Source organism: Janibacter sp. CoH_79_TC_3 (assembly GCF_058197955.1).
The window spans coordinates 58744-83896 of the sequence record NZ_JBXWIV010000007.1 but is presented as its reverse complement, the minus strand read 5'-3'; the positions used below and the strand labels follow the sequence as shown (position 1 = coordinate 83896).

Annotated in this window: 23 protein-coding genes; 14 read left to right on the top strand and 9 right to left on the bottom strand. The window is 43.1% G+C overall.

The genetic code is table 11. The features are described 5' to 3' along the window. Positions 1 to 56 precede the first annotated feature (56 nt). Together AC2FA3_RS08225 and pncB are read left to right on the top strand one after the other, a co-directional pair. On the top strand, positions 57 to 1361 hold the full coding sequence (locus AC2FA3_RS08225) for an RNA-guided endonuclease InsQ/TnpB family protein (RefSeq protein WP_490509157.1): 1305 nt from the start codon (positions 57 to 59) through the stop codon (positions 1359 to 1361). Positions 1362 to 1504: 143 nt separating this feature from the next. Beyond that, positions 1505 to 2752, top strand: coding sequence for a nicotinate phosphoribosyltransferase (gene pncB, locus AC2FA3_RS08220; RefSeq protein WP_490509156.1), 1248 nt, complete (start codon positions 1505 to 1507; stop codon positions 2750 to 2752). Between the two features lie 12 nt (positions 2753 to 2764). Here the strand turns inward: pncB and xseB are convergent, their stop codons facing one another. From xseB to AC2FA3_RS08205, 3 genes are all read right to left on the bottom strand, one after another. Next, positions 2765 to 3010 (bottom strand): exodeoxyribonuclease VII small subunit, encoded by a 246-nt coding sequence (gene xseB, locus AC2FA3_RS08215; RefSeq protein WP_183617778.1) that lies wholly within the window; start codon positions 3008 to 3010, stop codon positions 2765 to 2767. A 176-nt stretch (positions 3011 to 3186) separates the two neighbouring features. Then, positions 3187 to 4698, bottom strand: a complete 1512-nt coding sequence (xseA, locus tag AC2FA3_RS08210) for an exodeoxyribonuclease VII large subunit (protein WP_490509155.1) — start codon at positions 4696 to 4698, stop codon at positions 3187 to 3189. A gap of 325 nt (positions 4699 to 5023) precedes the next feature. Then, positions 5024 to 5392: a hypothetical protein gene (locus AC2FA3_RS08205; protein ID WP_201565367.1), complete on the bottom strand. Its 369-nt coding sequence runs from the start codon at positions 5390 to 5392 to the stop codon at positions 5024 to 5026. A gap of 287 nt (positions 5393 to 5679) precedes the next feature. Here AC2FA3_RS08205 and AC2FA3_RS08200 point away from each other — a divergent pair, with 287 nt between their 5' ends. The 11 genes from AC2FA3_RS08200 to purF all read left to right on the top strand — a co-directional run bounded on the left by AC2FA3_RS08200 (position 5680) and on the right by purF (position 16505). Next, positions 5680 to 6336, top strand: coding sequence for an alpha/beta hydrolase (locus AC2FA3_RS08200; protein WP_490509154.1), 657 nt, complete (start codon positions 5680 to 5682; stop codon positions 6334 to 6336). A gap of 126 nt (positions 6337 to 6462) precedes the next feature. After that, positions 6463 to 7569: a cell division protein ZapE gene (gene zapE / locus AC2FA3_RS08195; RefSeq protein WP_201628595.1), complete on the top strand. Its 1107-nt coding sequence runs from the start codon at positions 6463 to 6465 to the stop codon at positions 7567 to 7569. Between the two features lie 19 nt (positions 7570 to 7588). After that, on the top strand, positions 7589 to 8278 hold the full coding sequence (locus AC2FA3_RS08190; RefSeq protein ID WP_490509153.1) for a nitroreductase family protein: 690 nt from the start codon (positions 7589 to 7591) through the stop codon (positions 8276 to 8278). 212 nt (positions 8279 to 8490) lie between these two features. Next, positions 8491 to 9795, top strand: coding sequence for an NAD(P)H-dependent glycerol-3-phosphate dehydrogenase (locus AC2FA3_RS08185; protein ID WP_490318542.1), 1305 nt, complete (start codon positions 8491 to 8493; stop codon positions 9793 to 9795). A gap of 90 nt (positions 9796 to 9885) precedes the next feature. Further along, positions 9886 to 10347, top strand: a complete 462-nt coding sequence (locus AC2FA3_RS08180) for a SixA phosphatase family protein (RefSeq protein ID WP_490509152.1) — start codon at positions 9886 to 9888, stop codon at positions 10345 to 10347. A gap of 118 nt (positions 10348 to 10465) precedes the next feature. Further along, positions 10466 to 11761 (top strand): type II secretion system protein GspL, encoded by a 1296-nt coding sequence (gene gspL / locus AC2FA3_RS08175; protein ID WP_490509151.1) that lies wholly within the window; start codon positions 10466 to 10468, stop codon positions 11759 to 11761. A 2-nt stretch (positions 11762 to 11763) separates the two neighbouring features. Continuing rightward, entirely contained in the window at positions 11764 to 12327 is a 564-nt protein-coding gene (locus tag AC2FA3_RS08170) for a type II secretion system protein M (protein ID WP_490509150.1), read from the top strand. Between the two features lie 125 nt (positions 12328 to 12452). Continuing rightward, positions 12453 to 12878 carry a DUF4870 family protein gene (locus tag AC2FA3_RS08165; protein WP_490509149.1) on the top strand — a complete coding sequence of 142 codons (426 nt, stop codon included), beginning with the start codon at positions 12453 to 12455 and terminating at the stop codon, positions 12876 to 12878. A 240-nt stretch (positions 12879 to 13118) separates the two neighbouring features. After that, positions 13119 to 14153, top strand: a complete 1035-nt coding sequence (locus AC2FA3_RS08160; RefSeq protein WP_201543093.1) for a quinone-dependent dihydroorotate dehydrogenase — start codon at positions 13119 to 13121, stop codon at positions 14151 to 14153. Positions 14154 to 14233: 80 nt separating this feature from the next. Continuing rightward, positions 14234 to 14731 (top strand): CvpA family protein, encoded by a 498-nt coding sequence (locus AC2FA3_RS08155; protein WP_490509148.1) that lies wholly within the window; start codon positions 14234 to 14236, stop codon positions 14729 to 14731. A 238-nt stretch (positions 14732 to 14969) separates the two neighbouring features. After that, positions 14970 to 16505 (top strand): amidophosphoribosyltransferase, encoded by a 1536-nt coding sequence (gene purF / locus AC2FA3_RS08150; protein WP_201543091.1) that lies wholly within the window; start codon positions 14970 to 14972, stop codon positions 16503 to 16505. A gap of 105 nt (positions 16506 to 16610) precedes the next feature. Here purF and AC2FA3_RS08145 read toward each other — a convergent pair whose 3' ends face one another. The 6 genes from AC2FA3_RS08145 to yajC form a co-directional block, all read right to left on the bottom strand. Further along, positions 16611 to 16970: an AzlD domain-containing protein gene (locus AC2FA3_RS08145; protein WP_490509147.1), complete on the bottom strand. Its 360-nt coding sequence runs from the start codon at positions 16968 to 16970 to the stop codon at positions 16611 to 16613. Further along, entirely contained in the window at positions 16960 to 17700 is a 741-nt protein-coding gene (locus AC2FA3_RS08140) for an AzlC family ABC transporter permease (RefSeq protein WP_490509146.1), read from the bottom strand. Before AC2FA3_RS08140 ends, AC2FA3_RS08145 begins: the two co-directional genes overlap by 11 nt. Before the next feature lie 105 nt (positions 17701 to 17805). Further along, complete coding sequence (locus tag AC2FA3_RS08135; protein ID WP_490509145.1) at positions 17806 to 19224, bottom strand: MATE family efflux transporter; 1419 nt, start codon at positions 19222 to 19224, stop codon at positions 17806 to 17808. Between the two features lie 179 nt (positions 19225 to 19403). Continuing rightward, positions 19404 to 20678, bottom strand: a complete 1275-nt coding sequence (gene secF, locus AC2FA3_RS08130) for a protein translocase subunit SecF (protein ID WP_490509144.1) — start codon at positions 20676 to 20678, stop codon at positions 19404 to 19406. A gap of 9 nt (positions 20679 to 20687) precedes the next feature. Continuing rightward, complete coding sequence (gene secD, locus AC2FA3_RS08125; RefSeq protein WP_201543086.1) at positions 20688 to 22565, bottom strand: protein translocase subunit SecD; 1878 nt, start codon at positions 22563 to 22565, stop codon at positions 20688 to 20690. Between the two features lie 324 nt (positions 22566 to 22889). Then, positions 22890 to 23219 carry a preprotein translocase subunit YajC gene (gene yajC, locus AC2FA3_RS08120; RefSeq protein ID WP_201543085.1) on the bottom strand — a complete coding sequence of 110 codons (330 nt, stop codon included), beginning with the start codon at positions 23217 to 23219 and terminating at the stop codon, positions 22890 to 22892. A gap of 495 nt (positions 23220 to 23714) precedes the next feature. Here yajC and AC2FA3_RS08115 point away from each other — a divergent pair, with 495 nt between their 5' ends. Beyond that, positions 23715 to 25004: a hemolysin family protein gene (locus tag AC2FA3_RS08115; protein WP_490509143.1), complete on the top strand. Its 1290-nt coding sequence runs from the start codon at positions 23715 to 23717 to the stop codon at positions 25002 to 25004. Positions 25005 to 25153: the final 149 nt, after the last annotated feature.

Genomic DNA, 25153 nt, shown 5'->3' with positions numbered 1-25153 from the left:
TTATATAGTATAACATGGTATAAATAACGAACACACTGACCAACAAAGCATCCATTATGAAAATTAATAAAGCGTATAAATTTAGGCTTGAGCCTAACGCAGAACAAGAGGTTATCCTAAATAACCTTGTTGGTTCTGCACGTTTTGTTTGGAATCAAATGCTTGCGGTATCGTTTGAGATGTTTGCTAAAAATGAGTTTATTAATGCAACCAATTTGGTTAATAAAATCATGGATATTAAAGCAAATCCTGAGTTTGCGTTCTTAAAAACAAGCTCTAACGCGGTGTCTTTACAACAAAAAATTCGTGATCTCGCTTCTGCTTGGTCACGCTTTTTTGACCCTAAAGTTCACGCACGATTGAAAGAGAATAAGAAAAAACCTAAAAAGCCTAAGTTCTTCAAGCTTGCTGATGGCACAGAAATCCAATTACGCCCGCTTATGCCGCGCTTCAAGCGCAAATCAGATGGGTGTGATTCAATACGCTTGGTACAGTTTGATAAATATTGCCGTGTTGAAGGCAATCGTGTCAAACTACCGAATGGTATAGGTTTTGTGAAATTTAGGAAATCTCAAGACATCATAGGCGTTATCAAAAACACTACCATCAGTAAGAAATCCGGTCATTGGTACGTGTCTTTTGGTACGGAGCATGAGGTTGAAACACCGCACCATCCGTCCAATACCGCCATAGGTATTGATTTAGGTGTCAGTAAATTAGTTACCGGCTCAAACGGTCAGTGCTTTAAACCTAAGAGCAGCTTTAAAGCCAATCAAGGCGAACTAGCAAAGCTACAGCGCCAATTAAGTCGTAAGGTCTTATTTAGTAATAATTGGAAAAAGCAAAACCGTAAAATCCAAAAGCTTCACCATCACATTGCCAATATTCGCCATGACTACTTGCATAAAATCAGCACTGACATCAGCAAAAACCACGCCATGATTGTCTGTGAGGATTTAAAAGTAGTTAATATGTCGAGATCTGCAAGCGGGACTCTTGAAAATAAAGGTCGCAATGTCAAAGCCAAGTCAGAATTGAACAAATCAATTCTTGATCAAGGATGGGGCATGATGATTGATATGATGGATTATAAGCAGCAATGGCACGGCGGCTTACTCATCAAGGTAGACCCGCGTTATACAAGCCAAACTTGCTTTAAATGCAAGCATGTTGCAAAAGAAAATAGACGCACCCAAGCAGAATTTGAGTGCGTTGAATGCGGGCATCAAGAAAATGCTGATATCAACGCAGCTAAAAATATTTTATCGGCAGGACATGCCGTTTTGTCTGTGGAGGGAGGATGCAGTAAAAGTCGCCCGTTGAAGCAGAAAACTTGTGGCCTTCGTGAGAAAGTCACCTAAGAGCGTTTGCTTTTAGAATCCCACACTTGAGCTTGTCGAAAGTGGCGGGAGTATGTCAATATTAGCATCTTGATAATTATTGATACCTATTTCGTCGCTCGCTTTGTTTGGCGGCTTCTCATTTTTGTATTTAAGGCTGTAACATGACCGTTACTCATACTTCTAAAACTTTTGAACCTATTATTACTTCTTTACTCGATAACGACTTATATAAATTTACCATGCTGCAAGCCATGCTACATCAGTTTCCGCAGACCCATGGTGTTTATCGTTTCCGCTGCCGCAATAATCAAGACACGGTTTATCCTTTGGCTGATATCAAAAAAGGTTTAGAGCAACAGCTAGACAGCTTATGTGAGTTGCGATTTTTAGAAGATGAGCTGGAATATTTACGTAAGTTGCGCTTTATGCGCTCAGACTTCGTGGATTATTTGGAATTATTTAAGCTAAAACGGCGTTTTATCACGGTCAGTATCGATGACAAAAATCGTCTGTGTATCGATATTGAAGGGCCGATGATTCAGGCGATGTTCTTTGAGGTGTTTGTATTAGCGATAGTCAATGAGCTGTATTTTAGGGCGTTATCAAATGCCAGCGTCATTGAAGAAGGGCAGCGTAGGCTTGATGAAAAATTGGCTTTGTTGCATCGCTATGCAGAAGAACAAGCAAATTACAGCCGTGATAAACCGACACCGCCGTTTATCGTCGCTGATTTTGGGACTCGTAGACGTTTTAGTAAAGTATGGCAAGCTCATGTGGTTGAGACTTTACATAAAGCAGAGCCAAAAATTGTCAGCGGAACTTCCAATGTTTATTTGGCAAAAAAACTCGGAATGACACCCATCGGCACCATGGCACATGAGTTTATGCAGGCATTTCAGGCATTGGATGTGCGTTTGCGTGATTCACAAAAAGCCGCGCTTGAAGCGTGGGTACATGAATATCGTGGTGATTTGGGTATTGCGCTGACCGATGTCGTTGGTATGGATGCGTTTTTACGCGACTTTGATTTGTATTTTGCCAAGCTATTCGATGGTCTGCGTCATGATAGCGGCGACCCGTATATCTGGGGCGATAAAGCCATTGCTCATTATAAGAAATTAAAGATAGACCCAAGAACCAAAATTTTAACCTTTAGTGATGGCTTGGATTTAAATAAAGCTTGGGATTTACATCAGTACTTTAAAGGTCAAATAAGAACCAGCTTTGGTATTGGCACCAATTTGACCAATGATATGGGCATCACCCCGATAAACATCGTCCTGAAATTGGTTGAATGCAATGGACAGCCAGTTGCTAAGCTGTCGGACAGCCCAGGCAAGACCATGATCAATAACGATACGTATCTTGCCTATTTGCGCCAAGTATTTGAAGTCGATGAGCCAGAGTAGAATTGACTTAGCTTAAATGTCGCTATTCTCTGTGGTATCTTCCTCGGCGAAGGCGGCATCTAGAGCTTGCTGTACCGCATTGATACGGGTTTCGCAAACGCGATAAGCGGCAATCGATTCTTCCACTGTCGTCATAAGATTATCGATATCTGGCTCGTCTTGTTGCTGTAGTTCAGCGGCATTGGTTTTTAGAATATCGTAAGCTGCCTTAAAAGTTTTTGGGGCGGCTTTTTTGCGTTTGCGAGTAGGGGTTGTCATAAGGTTTCCTAATTTTGAAATAAAAATTCAGTAGATGAGTAATTGTTAAATATTTTAGTTTCAGGAGTCTGCTGCTGGTATAAATTTTCCTTGCTTGCTGTGTGACTTCGTCACTGTTCGAGGCTACGCAAAATTTATCCCAGCAGCTCTGTATTTTTATGGCAAATAGACTATAACTAATTGGTCTCTACATCAATAATTTGTGCTTTTGCCTTACCATCTTTTAAGACGATATGTACCGTTTGCTCAGCATAAAGCTGCGTACTGCTGGTTAGTATTTTTTTATCTTTTGCATCAGTCAGCATAGTATAACCTTGCTTAAGCACGCGAGAAGGACGATGCAAGAGTACAATATCACGCAGATGTTCGCTATTACGTCGTGCTTGTAGCAACTGCTGCTGCGCACTGTGCATAATCGTCTTTTGGTTGTTTTGACTGTGTGTAGCGGCGCTTGCTAACTGCTGATAAGCAGAGACTTGAGTTTGCGTGCGCAAATCGCTGGTTAGTCTAGCAGCTTGCTTCACCTGCCGCTGAGCGCTTTGCTGAATACTACGCCAAGCATAATCACTGTCTTTTTGCAGGGCGGTCAATTGACCAATCGTTTGCGATTGTATTTGGCTTAACTGGCGTGTCGTCTGTTGCTCAGCGCTATTTAATTGCTGCTTGGCAGCTTGTTTTATTTGCGCTTGGTATTGCAGTGTTTGAGTGACGAGCTGTGCTAAATGCGTCATGATAGCGGCAATGACTTTTGACGGCGTATCAAAGCTGGTATGCGCCACTTCATCTAAGATAACTTTGTCACGCTCATGACCGATACCGACCCACACAGGGATAGGCTGCTCGGCAACAAGAGCGGCCAGCTCATAATCATTGAGATAGGCTAAATCACCAACGGCACCGCCACCACGAATAATGACTAACAAATCGGGCAGGCGTTGATAAATATCATAAAACTGCTGCTGGGCGCTGACGATAGCTTGACGGATTTCACTTGGCGCGTGATTGCCCTGAAAGGTAGCGTGATGGTAATGGAAGTGACAGGCCCCTGTACGAGCTAAGCGGTCAGCGTCGGCTTGAAAGTCGCCCAATCCGGCGGCTTTTTCAGGGGCGATGACTAAGACATGCTCAATATCAAATGGGATAGGTAATTGCTGATTGAGGTTTAATAAGCCTTCACCAGTCAAGCGGTCGACCATTTCGGCATATTGCCGTGCCAAGTCGCCTAAAGTATAGCTTGGGTCGATATCTTCAATGGTGAGTGAAAAGCCATATTGTGCATGGAAGCCTGCCGCTACTTTGAGTAATACGGTCAAATCACGGTCAAGTGGCATGCCTGTTGCGCGCTCAAACTTTGCTAAGACGCGTGCGGCTTTAAAGCGCCAAAGGTTACCGCGGCAGCTGGCAATGACTTTGCCGTCGTCATCTTTTTCTGCCAGCTCAAAGTAATAATGCCCACCTTTACTTGATAAATTACGAATCTCTGCTTTGACCCATACGCGGTGATTAAAGGTCTGTTTGATGACCATATCAACCGCCGATAGATAGTCGCTCAGCCGTAAGACCGTATCTTCTAAACTGACTTCGAGACTGTTTTCTTGCTCAGCCAGTTCGGCCTCCAAGGTCGCTAAATCTTTGGCAGGCGCTAAAACCTTAGCTTGTTTTGTATGTGACAGGTTGGGTTTGCGCATAATAATAGACCAAAGGTAAGAAGGTTTAAAAACTCGCTGCTTATATAGTAGAGTCTCTTTTATAGTAGAGTCACTTTAAAATCAATATAGTGCGACTGGGATGAATTTTTCGCAGCCTCTGTGATAGCAGTAAGCAAGGAAAATTTATACCAGTCGCAAGTAGCCACTAGTTATAGACTGATTTGAATGTATGGAACATTAGTTAGGGTAGTTTACCTCAAAAGTGCCGCTACAAAAAGTAAAGCCAATAAGCCGCGATGAATATACTATCTATCTCGCAAACTTATTGGCTAAAAGCTAATAGCTTTGTTAAATAATAGCTGTCTTATTGGCAACGGAAATTAATCATATACTCATAATCATCTTTACGTGATAAGTCTGGTGAGCCCGTACCAAATATCGAACCAATGACCGCACCCGCTTGCCCAATCATACGACCAGTTTGCTCATTTAAAATACCATTATATTTTACTTTGTCATCAACGATAATTACCTGCTTGTTTCGGCAGGTTTTTTGCGCGCTGTCTATCGCATTTTGCTGGGCTTTTACTTTGGTATCGGCAATGCCAGTGGTTTCATAAATAGAGTTGGCGCGTTGGATAACTGGCGAAGAAGGCGTGCTTTGGCAAGCGCTTAATGCTAATGCCGCTGCTAATGTTGCCGTTAAAGTCAAGGTTTTATTAAAAGTATTCATAACTGTTTCCTAAAAGGCTGTTAGTTAAACATAAAAAATAAACAGTATGAATCTAACCTATCGTACTCTTGAGTGTCTAGGCTGTTATTGTGTTTGATATTGCAGGTATATGTCATATTAGCAATGAGACAGTAGAAATTTTTCTGAAATCAGCAGTTATTCAAGGTGATTGCTCCTTACCGTCACTCCAAAATGAGACAAACAGCACCAGTACACAGCAAATCACTTGAAATATAAACCATATCTAGGATAATTGGACTATTCATTCTTAATTAGTAAGTAATTCTATGCAACTGATTCCTGCTCCTGCTGGCGTGCTCGAAGTTGATGCACTCTGGCAACAAGACAATCCTAACGATCCTAATACCGATACGGTGGCGCTGCTTTGCCATCCTAATCCTTTATTCGATGGTACGATGAATAATAAGGTAGTCACGACCATGTATCGGTTTGCGCGTGATAATGGCATGCATGTGGTACGTTTTAACTTTCGCGGTGTCGGGCAGTCAACTGGCGAGCACGATTATGCGGAAGGGGAAGTAGTAGACGCAATGACCGTGCTACAATGGATTGCAGAGCAAACCAACGCACGTAAATTGTGGTTGGGTGGGTTTTCCTTTGGCGGTTACGTGACGGCACGTGTTGCTGAGCAAGTCATGGTGTCGCCGCATATTTGGGGGCTGAGTGATTTTGAGATAGAAAAAGTTGCCCTTATCGCGCCATCCGTTGAAAAAAATGACAACAGTGACATTACTTTACCCGTTGATAAAACTTTTGAGATATACGGGAATGAAGATAATGTTATTGCGCCGGCTAGTATGCAAGAGTTTGCTAAACGCTTAGGGCTAGCGGTTAGTGTCATTGATGGCGCTGGGCACTTTTTCCACGGGCGTTTATCTGAGCTTAAAGGCTTGTTAGAAGAACATAGCTTTGGTATTAAATAGCTGATTGTTTAGATATTACCACACGATGTTGTGTAGCTAATTAGCGATAGAATCTCCGCTTTAATATGGTTAAGCAAATAACATCCACCATTTTTATATTTATTTTGTCTAATGATGAGTCGTATTATGAGTTTATCTCCCTTGCAACGTTATGAGCAGGCCATTAGCACTGATGAGTTTACTCGAGATGAGCAGCAATATCAGGCGATGAGCTATTTAGATGAGTTGTATCATCAGCTCAATAGTAGCGTCGAACAAAAAAAAGGCTTTTTTAGTTTTTTAAAAGCAAAGCCCGTCGCGCCCAAAGGTTTGTATATGTGGGGCGGGGTAGGACGTGGTAAAACATGGATGATGGATATGTTTTACGACTCTTTAACCATTGAGCGTAAGATGCGCCAGCATTTTCATCACTTTATGCAGCGCGTCCATCAAGAGTTAAATAATCTGCAAGGTCAGAGCGATCCGTTGGAAAAAGTCGCGGATATCATTTATGCAGAAGCAGTGATTATCTGCTTTGATGAGTTCTTTGTCTCCAACGTCTCCGACGCCATGATTTTGGGTGATTTGTTCACCATGTTATTTAATCGTGGCGTAACTTTGGTCGCCACATCAAACATTGAGCCGTCTGGTCTCTATAAAGATGGTCTGCACCGTGACCGCTTTATGCCGGCTATCGCCGAAGTCGAGCGCCATACGACGGTAATGAATATTGACTCTGGCATTGATTATCGCCTGCGTGTCTTGCAGCAGGCGGAGCTATATGAGTCGCCTTTGACTAAGGCCAATCACCATTGGCTTGCTAACCGTTTCGCCAGCTTATCTAACAATCAGAAAATCAGCAATGAGCCTATTACTATCAATGGTCGCGAAATTAGAATCAATGCGCGTACCGAAGATATTTTATTCTGTGACTTCCGTCATTTATGTATGGAGCCACGCTCAGCGTCTGATTTTATTGAAATTGCCAAAGAGTTTAGCACCGTCTTAATCAATGCCGTACCCGCTTTAGATGATAATTTGCGTGATCCGACCCGCCGTTTTATTTATCTGGTTGATGAATTTTATGATCGCCGCGTAAAATTACTGGTTCGAGCAGAGCAGTCTATTCTTGAGCTGTATCAAGGAGAGAAGTTAGCGTTTGAGATTGAGCGTACGCGTTCACGCCTGCTTGAGATGCAGTCAGAAGATTACTTAAGAATGGAGCATCGAGTCGAAGATACGGATGCAGCATAATAAAAAATAAGGATACATTATGAGTAATTCAGCAGACAGCTTAGAAGAGAATAACGATAGTAGCGCTGAGCAATCAAGTAAAAACGCGCCGCAAAATAATACCGAAAGCCCTATAGTGACAAATGCGCAAGTGACCGATGAGCAGCTGATTAATTGGATTAAGTCGAGACGCAGCATCGGCAACCTGAGTATTCCGGCACCGACAGAAAGTCAGATTAAAGCGGCTATCGATTGTGCAGTTACCGCGCCTGATCACAAAAAACTGCAACCATGGCGCTTTATTGTTACCCAAGGCAATGCCCGTCATGACTTGGGTCGTGCCTTTTTAGCAGCCGCTGAAGCACAAGCGGCACAAGAGGGTGAAACGCTGTCTGAGAAATCTCGCCAAAAAACCTATAATATGCCGCTACGTGCGCCGGTGATTATTACGGTCGTCACCCAAATGCAAGTGCATAAAAAAGTACCACCTTTTGAGCAAATGCTAAGCACTGGCGCCGCAGTGCAAAACCTTATTTTGGCGCTAAAAGCCCAAGGGTTTAGTACGGTTTGGCGCACAGGCTTGCTATGCAATGAGCCTGCCGTTAAAGCGTATTTTGGCGTTGGCGCAGATGATTATGTCACGGCTTTTGTTTATACTGGCAGCAGTCCTTGTGATATGCCCACGCGCAAGCCCATTGATATTGAGCCATTGCTACGCTTCGAGTCATAAAGGCAATAGCGTAGTAGGGTTACAGAGATATCATGGCAGGGCAGATGCGGCGGTAAAGTCACTCATTAAAGAGAATAATGAGTAAATCAATCAGGTTGTTCGATTAAAATAGCGATTTTATATCAATAATTGTTGAAACATGCCGTTAGTCTCCCTGTATACTCAGCATCAAATCTACTCATAATTCAGTCAGTCAACACGGATAAAAGAATATGACCAGCGCTAATGATAAAAATAAAGACAAAAGTATAGATAGCAGTCAGGCAGAGAATAAAGCAGATGAAAAACAAAACAGTTTGCTGTCAGGTATTATTGAGCGTGCTACCAAATCAGGGCTTGGACGTAAGAAGCTCAATCCTAGCGCGGTTGAGTCTGCCGTGGCAAAAAATATGGCAGAAATCCATAATAATCCAACCAAATTGCGTCTGGCGTTTTTAGGTGGTGGTAGTTTTGGTACGGCAATGGCAAATTTGGCCGCCCGTAATGGCTGTGATACCACGCTTTGGGTACGCAATAAGCGTACGGTTAAAGCAATGGCAAAGACGCAGACCAATAAAAAATATCTGCCCGGTTATAAGCTTGATGATCGCCTCAAATACAGCCACGATTTACAAGCGGCGGTCAAAGATACCGATATTATTTTTATAGCTGTTCCAGGTCTTGCATTTCGAGAAACCCTTAAAAGTATTGCGCCCTTTATTAGCGGGCAATCTATCGTTTCTTTGACCAAAGGTATGGAGAAAGATACCTTTGCTTTAATGAGTGATATTATTAAAGATGAGCTACCGGAAGTAAACTTTGGCGTAATGTCAGGGCCAAACCTTGCCATCGAAATCATGAAAAACATGCCATCTGCTACGGTGATTGCCAGTGACTCTGAGCCATTGCGTCATGCTGTACAAGCAGCGCTACACAGTGCGTTTTTTAGAGTGTTTGCCAGTGATGATGTTCGCGGTGTCGAGCTTGGGGGCGCGCTCAAAAACATTTACGCTATTGCAATGGGAATGGCGGCAGCTTATGAAGTCGGTGAAAACACCAAGGCTATGATATTGACCCGTGGCTTAGCAGAAATGAGCCGTTTTGGCGTGCATGCTGGTGCCAATCCCTTGACCTTTTTAGGTCTGTCCGGCGTCGGCGACTTATATGCCACTTGCAGCTCAGAGCTGAGTCGCAACTACCGTATTGGTAATATGCTCGGTCGCGGTATGACCATCGATGCGGCGGTCAAAAAACTGGGTCAAACCGCTGAAGGCGTTAATACCATTCAGCAGGTACATGAGAAAGCCACCAAAGAAGGCATTTATATGCCGATTACCCATGCCTTGCATGCAGTCATTTATGAAGATAAAGCGGCACTTGGCGTTGCTTTACATCTTATGGAAGCGGGCTTCCGTAGCGATGTTGAGTTTGTCATGGAGCATGACCATAGCAATGCTTCATTAACGGCACAAATGCAAACAGCAAGTAGCAATGCTAAAGATGCTAAAAATAAAAAAGTGGATGGCGATAATAAATAAAGTACTTAGCAAAACGTCGCTTCAGCATAGTTAAATAGCATTAGTAATCAAAATAGTCAGGTAAAAGCAACAAACAAGGTGGTTAAGATTATGAAAATTATCTTAGTACGTCATGGTCAAGCAGAAGATGAAACGCGCCCAGACAGTGCGCGTCAGTTGACTGATTTTGGTCAGCAGCAAGCTGCGCAAACGGCAGAGTATATTACCACTCATTATCAACCTGATTGTTTTGTCGTGAGTCCTTATAAGAGAGCGCAGCAGACACTGGCAGCACTACAGTTACGTGCACCTAACGTGCCATCACAAATACAAGAGAATATCACGCCTTCTGACGATGCTCGTCAGGCGCTGATAGATATTGGTAATATTGAAGCAGAGTGTCTGGTGGTCGTCTGTCATATGTCTATCGTTGCTCATATCGCTGGCCTACTAACGGGTGATTACCCTGAATCCTTCTCTTTAGCAGAAGCGCGTGTGTTTGAGATGGATTTTGTGCTGGCGGGTATGGCAACCGAGATAGACCGTTTTGTCCCAGAACAACCTTATCAGTAACAATAATAAAAACGCTCGTAAAACCCTATATATTTTTGCTAGACCGCAGCTTTAATAAATGACAGCTTCAATAAGCAATGACTTTAAACAGCAGCTTTGATAATTAAGGACACATTTGGTGTTACATGTTTGGTTAAGAGCGCAGCACAGTCCTCTAGCGGTCTGGCATGAAGACATAAAGCAATGGCAAGTTATTGACGGCTGGCAACAGCTACGTGACATCTATGGTAGCTATAAAACCAATAGTCAAAAATCGTTTTGCCTGTATTTCCCCTCAAGCCATGTCTTACAAGTAGATTCTGAGCTAAATACGGCTCAGCTCAAACAATTAGGTATGAGCGGTAAGCAGTATTTATTTGAAGAAACTTCTCTGACGCCTGTTGAGCAGTTAGCGATTCGGCAAATGACCGAGAATAATAGCCATCATCTATACGCCTTGGCACAAAGTGATATTGAATCCTGGCAGCAAAGCGCGAAGCTGGTTGGTATGAATATCGTGGCCTTACTGCCTGACTTTTTATTACTGCCACCGCCAGAAGAGGGCGCAGGGCAGCAAATTGTATTGTACCAAGACAAACAAACGATGCTGCTGCGCCAATCCTTACATCAAGGCATGGCAGTCAGTTACTTGCCTTTAATATTTGAGCGTTTTCCGCATTTAAGCGAAGTGCTGCTATTACCAGCAATTGATGAGGCTTTTGTAGATTCGAGCCACGCTTCTGATGTTGCTAATGAGCCAGCACTTGGTGATGATATTGATTTCACAAAGCTTGGAATTACCGCCAACGCCTTTACTCAAACGGCGGCAATGATTGCCGAGCATCAATTATTATTGACCACGCTACCCGTTGCTCCTAAACCGCTTGAAATTCCTGAACGCCATGCGCTGAACTTTTTTATTAAATCGACCGATTCACAACTGTCACCGTATCTGCGGGTGGCGATGATGGTCGCGCTGTCAGCATTGGTATTACAGATGGCGACCGATGGAGTGCAATGGTATCAGTATAAGGCGGCGACAGCGGCGACCAAAACCGAGATTGCCACTCAGTATCAGTCTTGGTTTCCAAATGAGCCGCTTAGTACGCGCACAAAGCTACAAGTGCAATTGCAACCAAAACTGCGTAGTGACAGCCAAGCGCCTAACGCTCACATAGCCGTATTATCACGTATATCACCGTTGATTAAACAGTCGTCATTACGCGCACAAGCTCTAGTCATGCAGCCAACTGCGCTTAGCTTTACGTTGATTGCACCAGATCGCGGCAGTCTTGATCAATTTACCAATACGCTAGTTTCTCAAGGCTTAAACGCCAAATTAGAACAAGTGAACGGCAATGAGCAAGGGCAGTTTAGTGGTCAAGTGACCGTTGATGTAGTAGAAAACAATAGCAGCGTTAGCAATAAAGGGTAACCATGAAAAGATTACAGCGCCTCGCCAAACGCAGCACTATTGTGACTGAACCTCGAAGCAGTGCGTTATCAACGCGGATGAGTAGCTATCAAAGTACCCTAACGACACGTTGGCAGGCATTGTCTGCGCGTGACCAATTAGCCTTGCTGTTATTGTCGGCATTCTTGCTATTATTTGTCGGTGGCTATGGCGGCTATAGCGTTCATCAAGTAGCAAATGCTAGCAAAAATGAGTATCAAGAGCAGGTCGCTGATTATTTTTGGCTACGTGCCCAAGCCGGTAACATTGACAGCAATGCGTTAAATGCTGCTAGTACTGCAGATGGTGTAGATGCCATGCCGCCGGCTAGTAGTATCAGTGCGCTATTAAATAATTCAGGGATTGTCGATGCGCAGGTCATTGCGGCTGGCGATGCGGTGCAACTGAGCTTTGATCATCCAAGCCAAGCCGTGGTGAGCGGCGCACTGGGTAAGCTTGAACAGCAAGGTTGGCAATTTACTCAACTGTCTATGCAGCAAGATTTGGTCACTAAAGCAATTCAAGTACAGGCGACCGTGACTTCTTAATATTTGTACTCAATTATGTTGGAACATATTTAGCCATGTTGATGGTTTAAAGTTTACCGCATTGAAACCTTGCTCATTTGCCACAATAATATAGCTATTAGCCACAGAATATAACGAGTGACAGTATGATAAACAATACCAATAATACTATGAGTGATAATAAGCGCCGTTCTTTGATTACTTATAATCACATCACGTATCTGCTCTATGTGCTCAGCTATTTTACCGCGGGACTGCTGTGGATTGTGCCTATTTTTATGAATTATGCCAAACGCCATGATGCTGATGGTACTTGGCTTGCTACCCATTTTGATTGGCAGATTAAGACCTTTTGGTATAGCATCGTCTTGTTTGTTGTTGGTGTGCTTATCATCACATTTGCCTTAGGTGGTTTTGGCGTAAGCATGCTCGCTGAAACCAATAATATTGCCATCGGCTCAGTATTGTTGGCCAGTTTGGGTTTCATTATTATGGGCTTTACTTTTATTTGGCATCTATACCGTATTGTACGCGGTTGGATTGCACTTACCGATGGACGCCCAGTTCCCTAATATAAAAATACGAATATCAATAAGCAACAAATACGAATAAATAATGCTGTTTGATATCAGCTTATTAACTAGCTTAAGTAAGTCAATTGACAGCGTTAACGATTATTTATTCGCAGGATATCGCGCAATTTGTCCTATGAAACTTTGGTCTTATTTCAGTTAAGCTGATATAATCGCAGCGCTTGACCTCATTCGTTTTTCTTATTTATCATTTCTTTTCAAGCAGGGTCTGTCATTACTATGTCTTACGCCTTACTTCGCCCTTTTTTGTTTAATATGGACCCTGAGCACGCGCATGAGATGACCTTATCTTTATTAGATAAAGCTCATAAAGCGCGTGTGTTGGGATTAGTATATGGTCAGTCAATGCAGCCAACCGATTGTATGGGTTTGCAGTTTGCCAATCCTGTTGGGCTTGCCGCCGGCTTGGACAAAAACGGCGACTATATTGATGCGCTAGCAGAGTTGGGTTTTGGTTTTATTGAAGTGGGTACCGTTACGCCAAAGCCGCAAGTCGGCAATGACAGACCAAGACTATTTAGAATCAAGCAAGCCGATGCCATCATTAACCGTATGGGCTTTAATAATGAAGGTGTTGATTACCTGATTGAAAACGTCAAGCGCTGTAAATACAAAGGCAATATCGGCATTAATATCGGTAAAAATGCGGCGACTCCGGTTGAAAATGCGGCTGATGATTATGTCTATTGCTTAGAGCGCGTTTATCCGCATGCGTCTTATATTACCGTAAATATCTCCTCTCCGAATACCAAGAATTTGCGCGACTTGCAAAGTGGTGAAGCGTTAACCCAATTATTAGACACCATTAAAAACCGCCACAATCAATTGGCAACCGAATATGGTTTTTATGTACCATTGGTATTAAAAGTTGCTCCTGATTTAGAGCCATTACAAGTCGATTATATCTCCCAGCAGTTGCTGGACTTTGAGATTGACGGTTTGATTGCCACCAATACTACTTTGAGCCGCGTGGGCGTTGAAGATTTGCCTGATGGCGACCAAGCAGGTGGTTTATCTGGTCGTCCAGTCAGCCACATTAGTACGCAGATTTTACAACAATTCTCCGATCAGCTGGGTGGTAAGGTAGCGTTGATTGGCGTTGGCGGTATCGATAGCGGTGATAAAGCCGTCAAAAAAATTGAGGCGGGTGCAGATTTAGTGCAGCTATATTCAGGGCTTATCTATAAAGGGCCTGGATTAGTGCAGTCTTGCATTCAATCCATCGGTGGCTATTACGATGCTATGGAAGGTTAAGTCTTTTAACGACCTTTATAATTGTAAGCTTTTTAATTTCACTGCAATACCCGACGTAAAATGCAAATGAGGCGATAAACATGAGTGGTTTAGACATTGTGATTGCTGTAGTTGTTTTGATTGGCTTATGGCGTGGTTTTCAGGTAGGTCTGATTAAAACGGCTGTCGGTTTGGTCGGTTGGTTTATCGCGCTTATCGCTGCGACGCGTTTGGCAGGTTCGGTCGCGCCGCAATTATCAAGTGTCGTAGAAAACCCTGTTTTACAAATGGCGATGGCCTTTCTAGTGATTGTGATTGCTATCTTAGCCATCATGCACCTAGTTGCGTTCGTATTCTCCGGAGTACTCAAAACCTTACGTCTTGGCGTCCTTGATAAGATGGCAGGCGGGGTACTTGGGGCGGCAAAAAATGTATTAATGGTTTTAGTTGTGCTTAGCGTCAGTGCGCCATTATTGGTGCAAATGCCGCAATGGGAAACTTCGGTGCTTGCGCCTGAATTACTGCCTTATGCCCCTATGGGTAAAGAGTTGGTCTCAGATATGTTTGGCTTGGCATGGGATCAGGTCAATCAGTCTTAAGCTTGATATGCGTGATAAGCGCCCAAAAAAAGCTATTAAATCATCTTTAATATTCGTAAAATACACCTCTATTTATCATCATCAACTTGTCTTATGGATAATTGTCCTTATCTATTGTCCATAAGACGTTATTCTCAGCAAGATCATCAGCTTTGCGGCAAATGATAGGCGAAAATTCAAGACAACCTTGTCAGCCGTTATTGTGTTATCAATGTGTGGTACAAAATAGGATACAACTATGTGTGGAGTCGTTGGGGTCGCAGCTCATGAGCCAGTCAACCAAATTCTTTATGATGCCTTAACCATGTTACAGCATCGCGGGCAAGATGCGGCAGGTATTGTGACTTTACAGGATGGGCGTCTTTATTTACGTAAAGAAAATGGCATGGTACGTGACGTGTTTATGAATCGTCATATGCTAAAGCTGGTGGGTAAGTTTGGTATCGGTCACGTCCGTTATCCGACTGCTGGCACCTCAAGTAGTGCCGAGGCACAGCCTTTTTATGTCAACTCGCCTTATGGTATTACCCTTGCACACAATGGTAACTTGACCAATGCTGAAGGTTTGGCTAAGTCTCTATATCAAGAAGATCGCCGCCATTTAAATACCGATTCAGATTCTGAAGTGTTGCTAAATGTCCTTGCGCATGAAATGCAGAATCTAGACAAAACCAATCCGACGCCTGCGGATATCTTTGAAGCAGTGACAGCGGTTTATGGGCGCATTGAAGGCGCTTATGGCGTGGTTGCTCTGATTACTGGTCATGGTTTGCTGGCCTTCCGTGATCCAAATGGTATCCGTCCGCTGATTTTCGGTAAGCGCATGGCTGCTAACGGTGGCACAGAATATATGGTCGCTTCAGAATCAGTCGCGTTGACGGGTTCAGGCTTTAGTATTGTGCGTGATGTTAAACCGGGCGAAGCTATCTTTATTGATTTAGACCATAAGCTACATACTCATCAGTGCGTCGAGCAACAAGAATATACGCCTTGTATCTTTGAATATGTGTATTTTGCCCGTCCAGATTCTATTATGGACAATATCTCGGTTTATAAATCACGCTTACGTATGGGTGAAAAGTTGGCCGATAAAATCCTTGCCGAATGGGGTGAGGACCATGATATCGATGTAGTCATTCCTATCCCTGATACCTCGCGTACCTCAGCGATGGAGCTGGCGCTAAAGATGAACATCAAGTACCGTGAAGGGTTTATGAAAAACCGCTATATCGGTCGTACTTTTATCATGCCAGGTCAGCAGCAACGTAAGAAATCAGTTCGTCAAAAATTAAGCGCGGTGCCGCTTGAATTTAAAGGCAAAAATGTCCTTTTGGTTGATGATTCAATCGTTCGCGGTACCACCTGTCACGAAATTATCCAAATGGCACGTGATGCTGGTGCCCGTAAAGTATTCTTTGCCAGTGCTGCGCCGCCAGTTAAATATCCAAACGTCTATGGTATCGATATGCCAGTGCGTAGCGAGCTTATCGCCTCAGGTCATAGCGTTGAAGAAGTGCGCGAGATTATCGGTGCTGACCGCTTGATTTTCCAAGATTTGGACGATTTGATTGAAGCTGTTAAAGATACTAAGCATAGCAAGGTTGAAGGCTTTGATTGTGCGGTGTTTAATGGCTGCTACATTACCGGACAAATCAACGAAGCCTATCTTGAGCATTTGCAAGAGCAACGTAATGACACGGCCAAGACTGGTAAAAAAGGCGTACAAATCGTTGCTGATACCCCAGTCGATATGATGGGCGTAGAAGAGCTGTAAGAGACGAAATATCTTAAAATAACGACAAAATAAAAAGGCTGCAATCTCAATGATTGCAGCCTTTTTTTTGAGAAAAAATAAATGTGATAAATTATTAAGCTTCAATCAGCCTAAGAAATGGGTAAATAACCACAAAAAACCATTAATCGCAGCGATACCGACGATCATGCTCACCAGTAACTGACGACTAAGATGATAAATAAATAGTACCAATAGTAATGCCCCAATTTGCGCCATTAATAAATGCACTTCAGCACTATTTAATCCCGCATGTTCTGATAAACCTTGATAAGAAAGACTGGTTAATATGAGCAATGCCATCACAGACAGCGGCAAGCTTTCATTTAAGCGATGCAGCCAAGGCGTATCCAGTAGCTTTTTGGGTATCAAAGCCGGTAGGGCGCGAGTAATAAAGGTCACAGCGGCCATCGCAAGCGTTGCGAAAATCAGATAACTACTGCTCATTGTTGCCTCCTTCTGCCCTGTGACCACTACGCTGCACCCAAAAACCACGGGCTAAAATCATCAGCATACAAATCGTAATCGCTACTAATAACAACCAATTGCTAGTAAACAATGAAGCAATCACTAAGGCAATAACCGCAATACCAATCGGGAAATAACGTTTGATACTTTGAAACTGCTCATAAGCTAAAATGGCAAATAAACATACCAAAGCGAAATCTAAATGCGGTATTAAATCACTTAATGTACTGCCAATCATCACGCCAATCGTACCAGCTAATACCCACCAGCTTTGATTAAACAAACTAATCGGCAGTATCAATGATTGTCGCGACTCGTTTGGCAAACTGGTCATCACTGAAAAAGTTTCGTCCGTTAAGGCGAATAAACAATAAGTCTTGGCTATTTTATTCTTTGGCAGATATTGTAATAATGGCATACCATAAAAAACATGACGTAAATTAATGGCAGCAATATTGGTTGCGATATTACCAATCGGTAATCCAGCACTCAGCATCGGCAGACAAGCATATTGCGCTGCACCTGCATATAAGACCACACTTAGCATGATAGTGGCCCACACTGGCACACCAGCCACTTGTGCGAGCACGCCAAAGGCAATCCCTGCAGGTAAATAACCCATAGCGACCGGCAAGCTTTTCTTAAAACCTTCCGCCCAATCGTAATGGTAGGCTTGGTTTTGATTTATCTCATTTAATTGAGTATTCAAGTGACATCCTAATTTTTTCTTACTTTAATTTGTCGTTTTTTTTGTCTCTTGTCTTTTTTTCTAAATCCATCATACAAGCATGATTTCAGCTAATTACTTTAATAATTAAGATTCAGGCTGCAATTTTTCATAGCTGCCTGTTTGATGAGCGTGGTATAAAAATCCGCTAAGAATAATCAATCTTAATAATAATAAGCACCAAACGCTCAGCCAGATGCCGGTCATATCCCATTGTTGATACAGTAGCCAACTTAAAGGGAAAAATATAATCGCTAATATCAGTGCGGCATTACGAATGACACTACCTGCCGTTAAACCAAAGAATATCCCATCTAACCAATAAGCGCCAACGCCTACAAGGGGGAGAAGTACGGCATAAAGGTGATAGTCATAAGCAAGCGCAAAGACTGGTTCGATATTGGTCATAAATTGCAAATAAGTCGGCATGCCAAGCCACCATATCGCACTTAGCATCAAGGCAAGTCCGTAACTGACAACGCCTGTACGTTTGACGATAATACGGAACCGCGGCCAGTCACGTCGTCCAGCAGCTTGTCCGCTTAAGGTTTCTGCAGATACCGCCACGCCATCAAGGGCAAAGGCTGAGATACTCAATACCTGCAATAAGATGGCGTTAGCGGCCAGTATGACATCGCCGCTTTGGGCAGAAAGACGGGTAATCCAAGCAAAGCTTATCGTTAAAATAAGCGTACGTATAAAAATGTCTTTATTTAATGAAAATAGCCTAAGCATTTTATCTTTGCTAAAGTGTTCTTTATTAGCTGTAAATAACGCGCGCCAAGAGATTTGTAGATGTCGACGGCTCAGGCATAATGCCAATACCACGCCAAGCCAAAAGGCAATCGTCGTTCCTAACGCCACTCCAACCAAGCCCATTTGCATCACGTAAACAAAAAATAAGGTTAGTATGATATTAAGCATAGCGATAAAACCTTGCTGATAAAGCATATAGCGGGTCTTGCCTTGACCGGCAAACCAGCCGATAAATGCAAAGTTCATCAGCTCAGCGATGACACCCCAGAAACGTACATCTAAATAAGTCTTTGCCGCGCTGCCACTGTCAGGATTGGCAGAAAGCGCTTGCAAGCCAAAATCAATCAGCCAAGGTTTTGCGATAAGCAAAACTGTGCCAATCATAAAAGCGAGTAACAAAGCACGTTGTAAAATTGATAGCAAGGGTGATTGATTTTGCTTAGAGGGATTTAATGAGGCATTGCTAGAAGTGTTTTTATTAGCGAGTTGACCCAGTGCTTGTGCAGACAGACCAGATGACGCATATTGCAAGAAGTTAAAGCTGACCAGTATCAAAGACAGTAGTTGTATGGCTAAGCCCATCCCAGCAAGCTTCGCAGTGTCATTCATATTACCGACAATCGCCGTATCAATGACGCTTTGTAGCGGCATCGCAAGGTTAGCCAATAATACCGGCAGTGCAATCGCAATGATGCGCGTATAGCGAGTATCAATCGGTGGCATAACAGTTGGCGGCAAGGTAGATGGCATAACACAGTCGCTTATATAATAACAAGGCAGAAAAGATTTCTAAGTACTTATCAGATGATATTAAAATATAAATGAAAATAGCACAAAGACAAAAGCACCTAGAGTTTAGGTGCTTTTATCGTAATAACATTTACCAACTTAATAACTAAAAAGTCTAATTATTGGCTTTGATATAAGCATCAGTCTTGCTCAAACATTTTTGGATCATTAAAGGTCACGATTTCTTCTTCAAACTCAGGTTTTACTTTAACGATAAAGTCATCACGTGACAGACCCATTGCTAGAGGAATAGAGCTTGCGATATAGGTAGATGAGTAAGTACCAGCAAGTAGACCAATAAACAGCGCAGCCGAGAACCAGAATAAGCCATCACCGCCTAAGAATAGCATCGCGAGCACAACCAACAGTACCGTTGAGATGGTCATAATCGTACGGCGTAGCGTCTCTGTCAATGACAAATCAATCGTTTGACGCGCAGTAATACCACGGACACGGCGGAAGTTTTCACGGATACGGTCATAGACGACGATGGTATCGTTCAATGAATAACCAATCAATGCCAAGATGGCTGCTAGTACTGTCAAGTCAAATGGGAAGCCAAATAAAGCAAAGACACCGATGGTTACGATAGCATCGTGAAATAGTGACAATACCGCACCAATCGCCAGTTTGAATTGGAAGCGCAAGGCGACGTATCCAAGCATACATGCCAATGCTAATACAATCGACATGACTGAGCTTAGATAGATCTCATTACCAACTTGACTACCGATGATATTAACGTTACTGATTTCAACATTATTATTAGGAAGTTTTAATGCTTCACTCAGACTAGCGTTCAAGCCATCAACGTTATCAGATTGGGGTGGTAAGCGTATTAGTAGCTCTTGACGCGTGCCTAGATATTGCACAACGGCATCATCAAAGCCATTATCAGCCAAGGCTTTGACCACTTCGACTTGCTCAGCAGGATTCTCATAACGCACATCGGCTGAAACCCCGCCGGTGAAATCAAGACCTAGGTTTAGACCATTGATGGCAATCGCGATAATACTACCAATGACCAAAATGATAGATAGAATTGCCATTGGCTTTTCTATCTTCATGAAAGGAATGATACGCTGATCGCCAATGGCTTTGATGCCGCCTTCAGCATAGGCTGCTGCATCGTCAGCAGCATCTCCTGAATCAGCTGATACTAAGTTAGTATCTAAGTGAGTATCGGTCGCATCAGATGCTTGAGTAGTCAGTTCTTGACTGCCTTTATCCGCGCTTTTGCCACTACGGCGAGCCTTACTACCTGAGGTTTTGGCAGTGGCATGATTGGTTTGGCTATTGCTACCTTTACCATCACGGCGCGGTTTCTTACGGCGACGCGTACTGGCTTCGCTATTTAAGCCATTCGGTTCAGGATTGTTCTCTTGTTCTAAAGGGTTGTTATTATCGATGGCCATAGTTTTCTCCTAACCGATACTCAGACGTTTGATAGATTTACGCTTACCGTAAGCAATTTGTATCAGCGCACGTGTTACCAAAATCGCGGTAAATAGCGAGCTGACAATACCAATGGCCAACGTAATCGCAAAGCCTTTAATCGGACCTGTACCAATCGCAAATAAGATAAAGGCGACCAGTAAAGTTGTGATATTGGCATCGAAAATACTACTATAAGCGCGATCAAAACCTGCCACGATAGCGGATTTTGGTCTGACGCCGTTTGCTAGTTCCTCACGGATACGCTCAAAAATCAGAACGTTGGCATCCACCGCCATACCAATGGTCAATACGATACCCGCAATACCAGGTAGGGTCAGTGATGAGCCTAAGATTGACATAACAGAGATGATAATAATAACGTTAACTGCTAGAGCAATATTGGCAATCACCCCAAATAGGCGATAGAAAATAATCATAAAGGCGAAGACCAATAGATAACCAACTTGGGTAGAAAATAGCCCTTTATCGATATTTTCTTGACCTAATGATGGGCCAATCGTCCGTTCTTCTACAAAATACATCGGCGCTGCTAACGCACCTGAACGTAGCAAGAGCGCAAGCTCAGCGGCTTCCGCACTACTATCAAGACCGGTAATACGGAATGATGAGCCAAGTACCGCTTGAATGTTGGCACGGTTAATGACTTTAGTTTCAGCGTAAGGAGTACGTACTTCCACCGTTTCGCCAGTCACTGGATCTTCTTCATAAGCGATACGTTGTTTGTTTTCAATAAACAATACGGCCATTTGCTTGCCAACCGCTGTACGGGTAGCATTTTGCATCAGCTTACCGCCAGCACTATCTAGTGTAATACTTACTTCAGGCGAGCCGCTTTCATCGATACCCGTTTGAGCGTTGGTTACCTTGTCACCTGTGACAATCGCTTGGCGCTCTAGCAACACTGGTGGACCATCAAGCGTTTCAAATGGGAACGCTTCGGTACCAGCAGGAGGAATGCCGCCCATATAGTTTTCAGCACCTTCAGCGACCATACGGAACTCAAGGTTGGCCGTACGACCAAGGACACGTTTTGCTTCTGCAGTATCTTGTACACCGGGTAGCTCAACAACAATACGGCTAGCACCTTGTGATTGTACTAAGGCTTCGGTTACCCCAAGCTCAGCAATACGATTGCGCAGAGTGGTCAAGTTTTGATTGACCGCGTAGCTGTTGATTTCATCAAGCGTTGCATCGTTATAAGCTAAAATCAGCGCAGGACCTTGCTCGTCAATAGAAGACTGTAAGGAGAACGTGTTACCCATCGAACCTTGCAGGACGTTTTGTGCACGGTTACGAGTATCGGTATCAGAAAAATGTAGCACGACGCCACGTTTTTCTGTTTTGATACCTTTAATGGCAATACGCTCAGCACGCAGGTCACGGCGCATATCACGACTGGCGCTGTTTAAACGTTGTTCAAGCGCCTTGTCCATATCCACTTCTAGCACAAAACGTACGCCACCGCGCAAATCAAGCCCAAGTTTCATCGGTCTTGCACCAATATCACGCAACCACTGCGGGGTAGTCTGTGCCAAGTTCAGCGCGACCACGTAGTTCTCGCCCAAATTTTGACGCAGCACTTCCTGAGCTTTTAGCTGATCGACTGGATTGTCAAGACGCACCAGCGCACTGTTGCCCTCAAAGGTACCGTCGTGATTATTGATTCCAGCCTCTTCAAGTAAGCTTTGAGACTGAGTCAAGATACCTTCAGACAGCTGCGTACCTGCTGCTGCACTGGTAATCTGTACGGCCGGTTCATCAGGATAGAGATTAGGAGCCGCGTATATACCGGCAATGATGAGCACGACGACGATGAGTAAGTATTTCCAAGCGGGATATTGCATAATCACTTCTTTAGGTTGATAAACTACTGGCGACGCAGGCCACAAGTTAGCAGATGGGAAGTTAGCGATAACAAGGGTGTGTGACTAAATGGGGAGCTACTATATTGTTTTAGTAGTCGTACTGAATCATGCACCACTGTAATCATCCGCGATGATAGTAAAGCAAAAAACGATAAAGCGTAAAGTAATAAAGCGAAAAATGACCGTAAATAATGTACGGTCATTTTGAAGTCATTACAACTATTAATTGATAAATGCCATCAATTAGTCACAACCAATGTTTAATAATTAATGTTTAACAATCATCAAATATATCAATAATGCTTAAACGCTTTCGATAGTACCAGCGGGCAATACTGAAATAACAGAAGCACGTTGTACTTTAACGTCAGTATTGTTGTTTAAGCTCACAACCGCATAATCGCCTTCTAACGCTTTGATACGACCCATAAGACCGCCAGCAAAGATAATTTCGCTACCAACAGTCAATGAATTGACCATGGCGCGGTGCTCTTTGGTGCGTTTAGACTGCGGGCGAATCACCAAAAAGTAAAAAATGGCAAAAAATGCCACTGGCAACAAGATTTGACCAAATAGTGACGCAGCTCCGGCAGTTTCTGGCGCAGCATGGGCAGCTTGAATAAAAAAGCTCATAATTTCTCTCAGTAAGTCATAGATAAGAATAAATTTACAGGCATAGTAACAAAAAATCCCAGACTTGGTAACTGTTAATCATAGGCTAGGCATGTTTTTGTTCAGCATTTACCATACTAACCGCCAATATTTAGGCTAACCATCTTATTGCTATCATGAAAGGCAGGGTAATTAGGGGTTAAGCAGGCAGAAAAATTCAGAATATTAAGTGGATATATTCAGTGTCATGGCATGAAAATAGTAGCGTAATTAGCATGATTAACCCCGTTATCTTTTTGATATAAATAGTGGTTTGGTGTCTGATGTCAGCGTCGCTGTTACCATTAAAGGAGTTTTTAAACCGTTCTAAATGGCGCTATAATAGACTGTCTTGATCATGATTTTAAGTGCCAGATAGATAACGATTGGGTTTTATCGCTTATTATTTTCTATCTGCTACCGTCAGCCCATGATATATTGTGACTTCCTTTTTCTTCTTTGTTTAGGTTACCTAACTTGTTTACCTCTTTTATGTCTGTACCTCGCTTATACCGTCTGCGCGCCTGTCGTAAAGACGCATCTGCTGAACCTCCCCCGACGATGCGTAGCGATACTCGATTGAGTATCAAATCTTTTCTGTTGTTAACTGCGATAACGCTGCTGCCGCAAACCGTTTGGGCAGCTGAAGCAATGGCAGACCCAAGCGCAAGCAGCGTGCTACTACTCATCTTGTTTGTACTCGTAGCGATTGGCATCTCATTTATTTGTTCGTTGGCAGAGGCCGCATTACTCAGTATGACCCCGTCATATATTGCTGACATTCAAGAAAGCAATCCAAAAAAAGCCAACATGCTAAAACGCTTAAAGGTTGATAATATCGATCAGTCGTTGGCAGCTATCTTAACCTTAAATACCGTAGCGCATACTTTAGGTTCTATTGGCGCTGGTGCGCAGGCGACGATTGTCTTTGGTAGCGCTTGGTTTGGACTTTTCTCTGCAGTTATGACCTTGGCCATTTTGTTTTTGTCAGAAATTATGCCAAAAACACTTGGAACCATATATTGGCGTCAATTGGGCGGACTGGTTGCTTATTTTGTCCGCGGTATTATTTTGCTGTTATATCCACTTATTTGGTTTTCAGAAAAATTAACCAAATTGCTAGTACGCGGCAAAGAACCGCAGGCGTTTAGCCGTCGTGAGTTTGCAGCACTTGCCAGCATTGGTGAAGAGTCAGGACAAATCGACCCCTTGGAGTCGCGTATCATTCGTAACTTATTGGCATTTGGTGCCATTAAAGTTGAAGATATCATGACCCCGCGTTCGGTGATGCTGGCGTTTGAAGAACATAAAACCGTTGCTGATCTGCTAGTTGACCGACCAAAACTTACTTTTTCTCGTTTACCAATTTATGATGGTGATTTAGACAATATCACCGGTTTTGTATTAAAAACCGACATGCTATTGGCAAAGTTCAACAATGCTGCCCACAAACCACTGACAGATTATAAACGCGACATTACCTTTGTATTTTCAAAGATGAAATTGTTTGATTTGTTAGAGTTGATGCTAAAAAACCGTCTTCACATTGCGATTACCGTTGGTGAGTATGGCGAAGTCAAAGGCTTAGTAACCTTGGAAGATGTGTTTGAGACCTTGTTGGGTCTTGAGATTGTCGATGAAATAGATCGCGTCGAAGACATGCAAGCGTTAGCTCGGCAGATGATGGACAGACGCGTTGAGCGCTTGGGTATGAAGCTGAGTGATGACGAGCAGTATGAAGACATTCATACCGAGGATAAAAATTAGAAACACCGACATTAGAAACATCGCTATTAAAAACATTGCTATTAAAAACATTGCTATTAGAAATACAGCTATTCAAAATACCTTGCATTAAGCGACTTAAACTGTCTTAAACCATCAATTATAAGGTGTTGAGATGGTTTTTATACGTT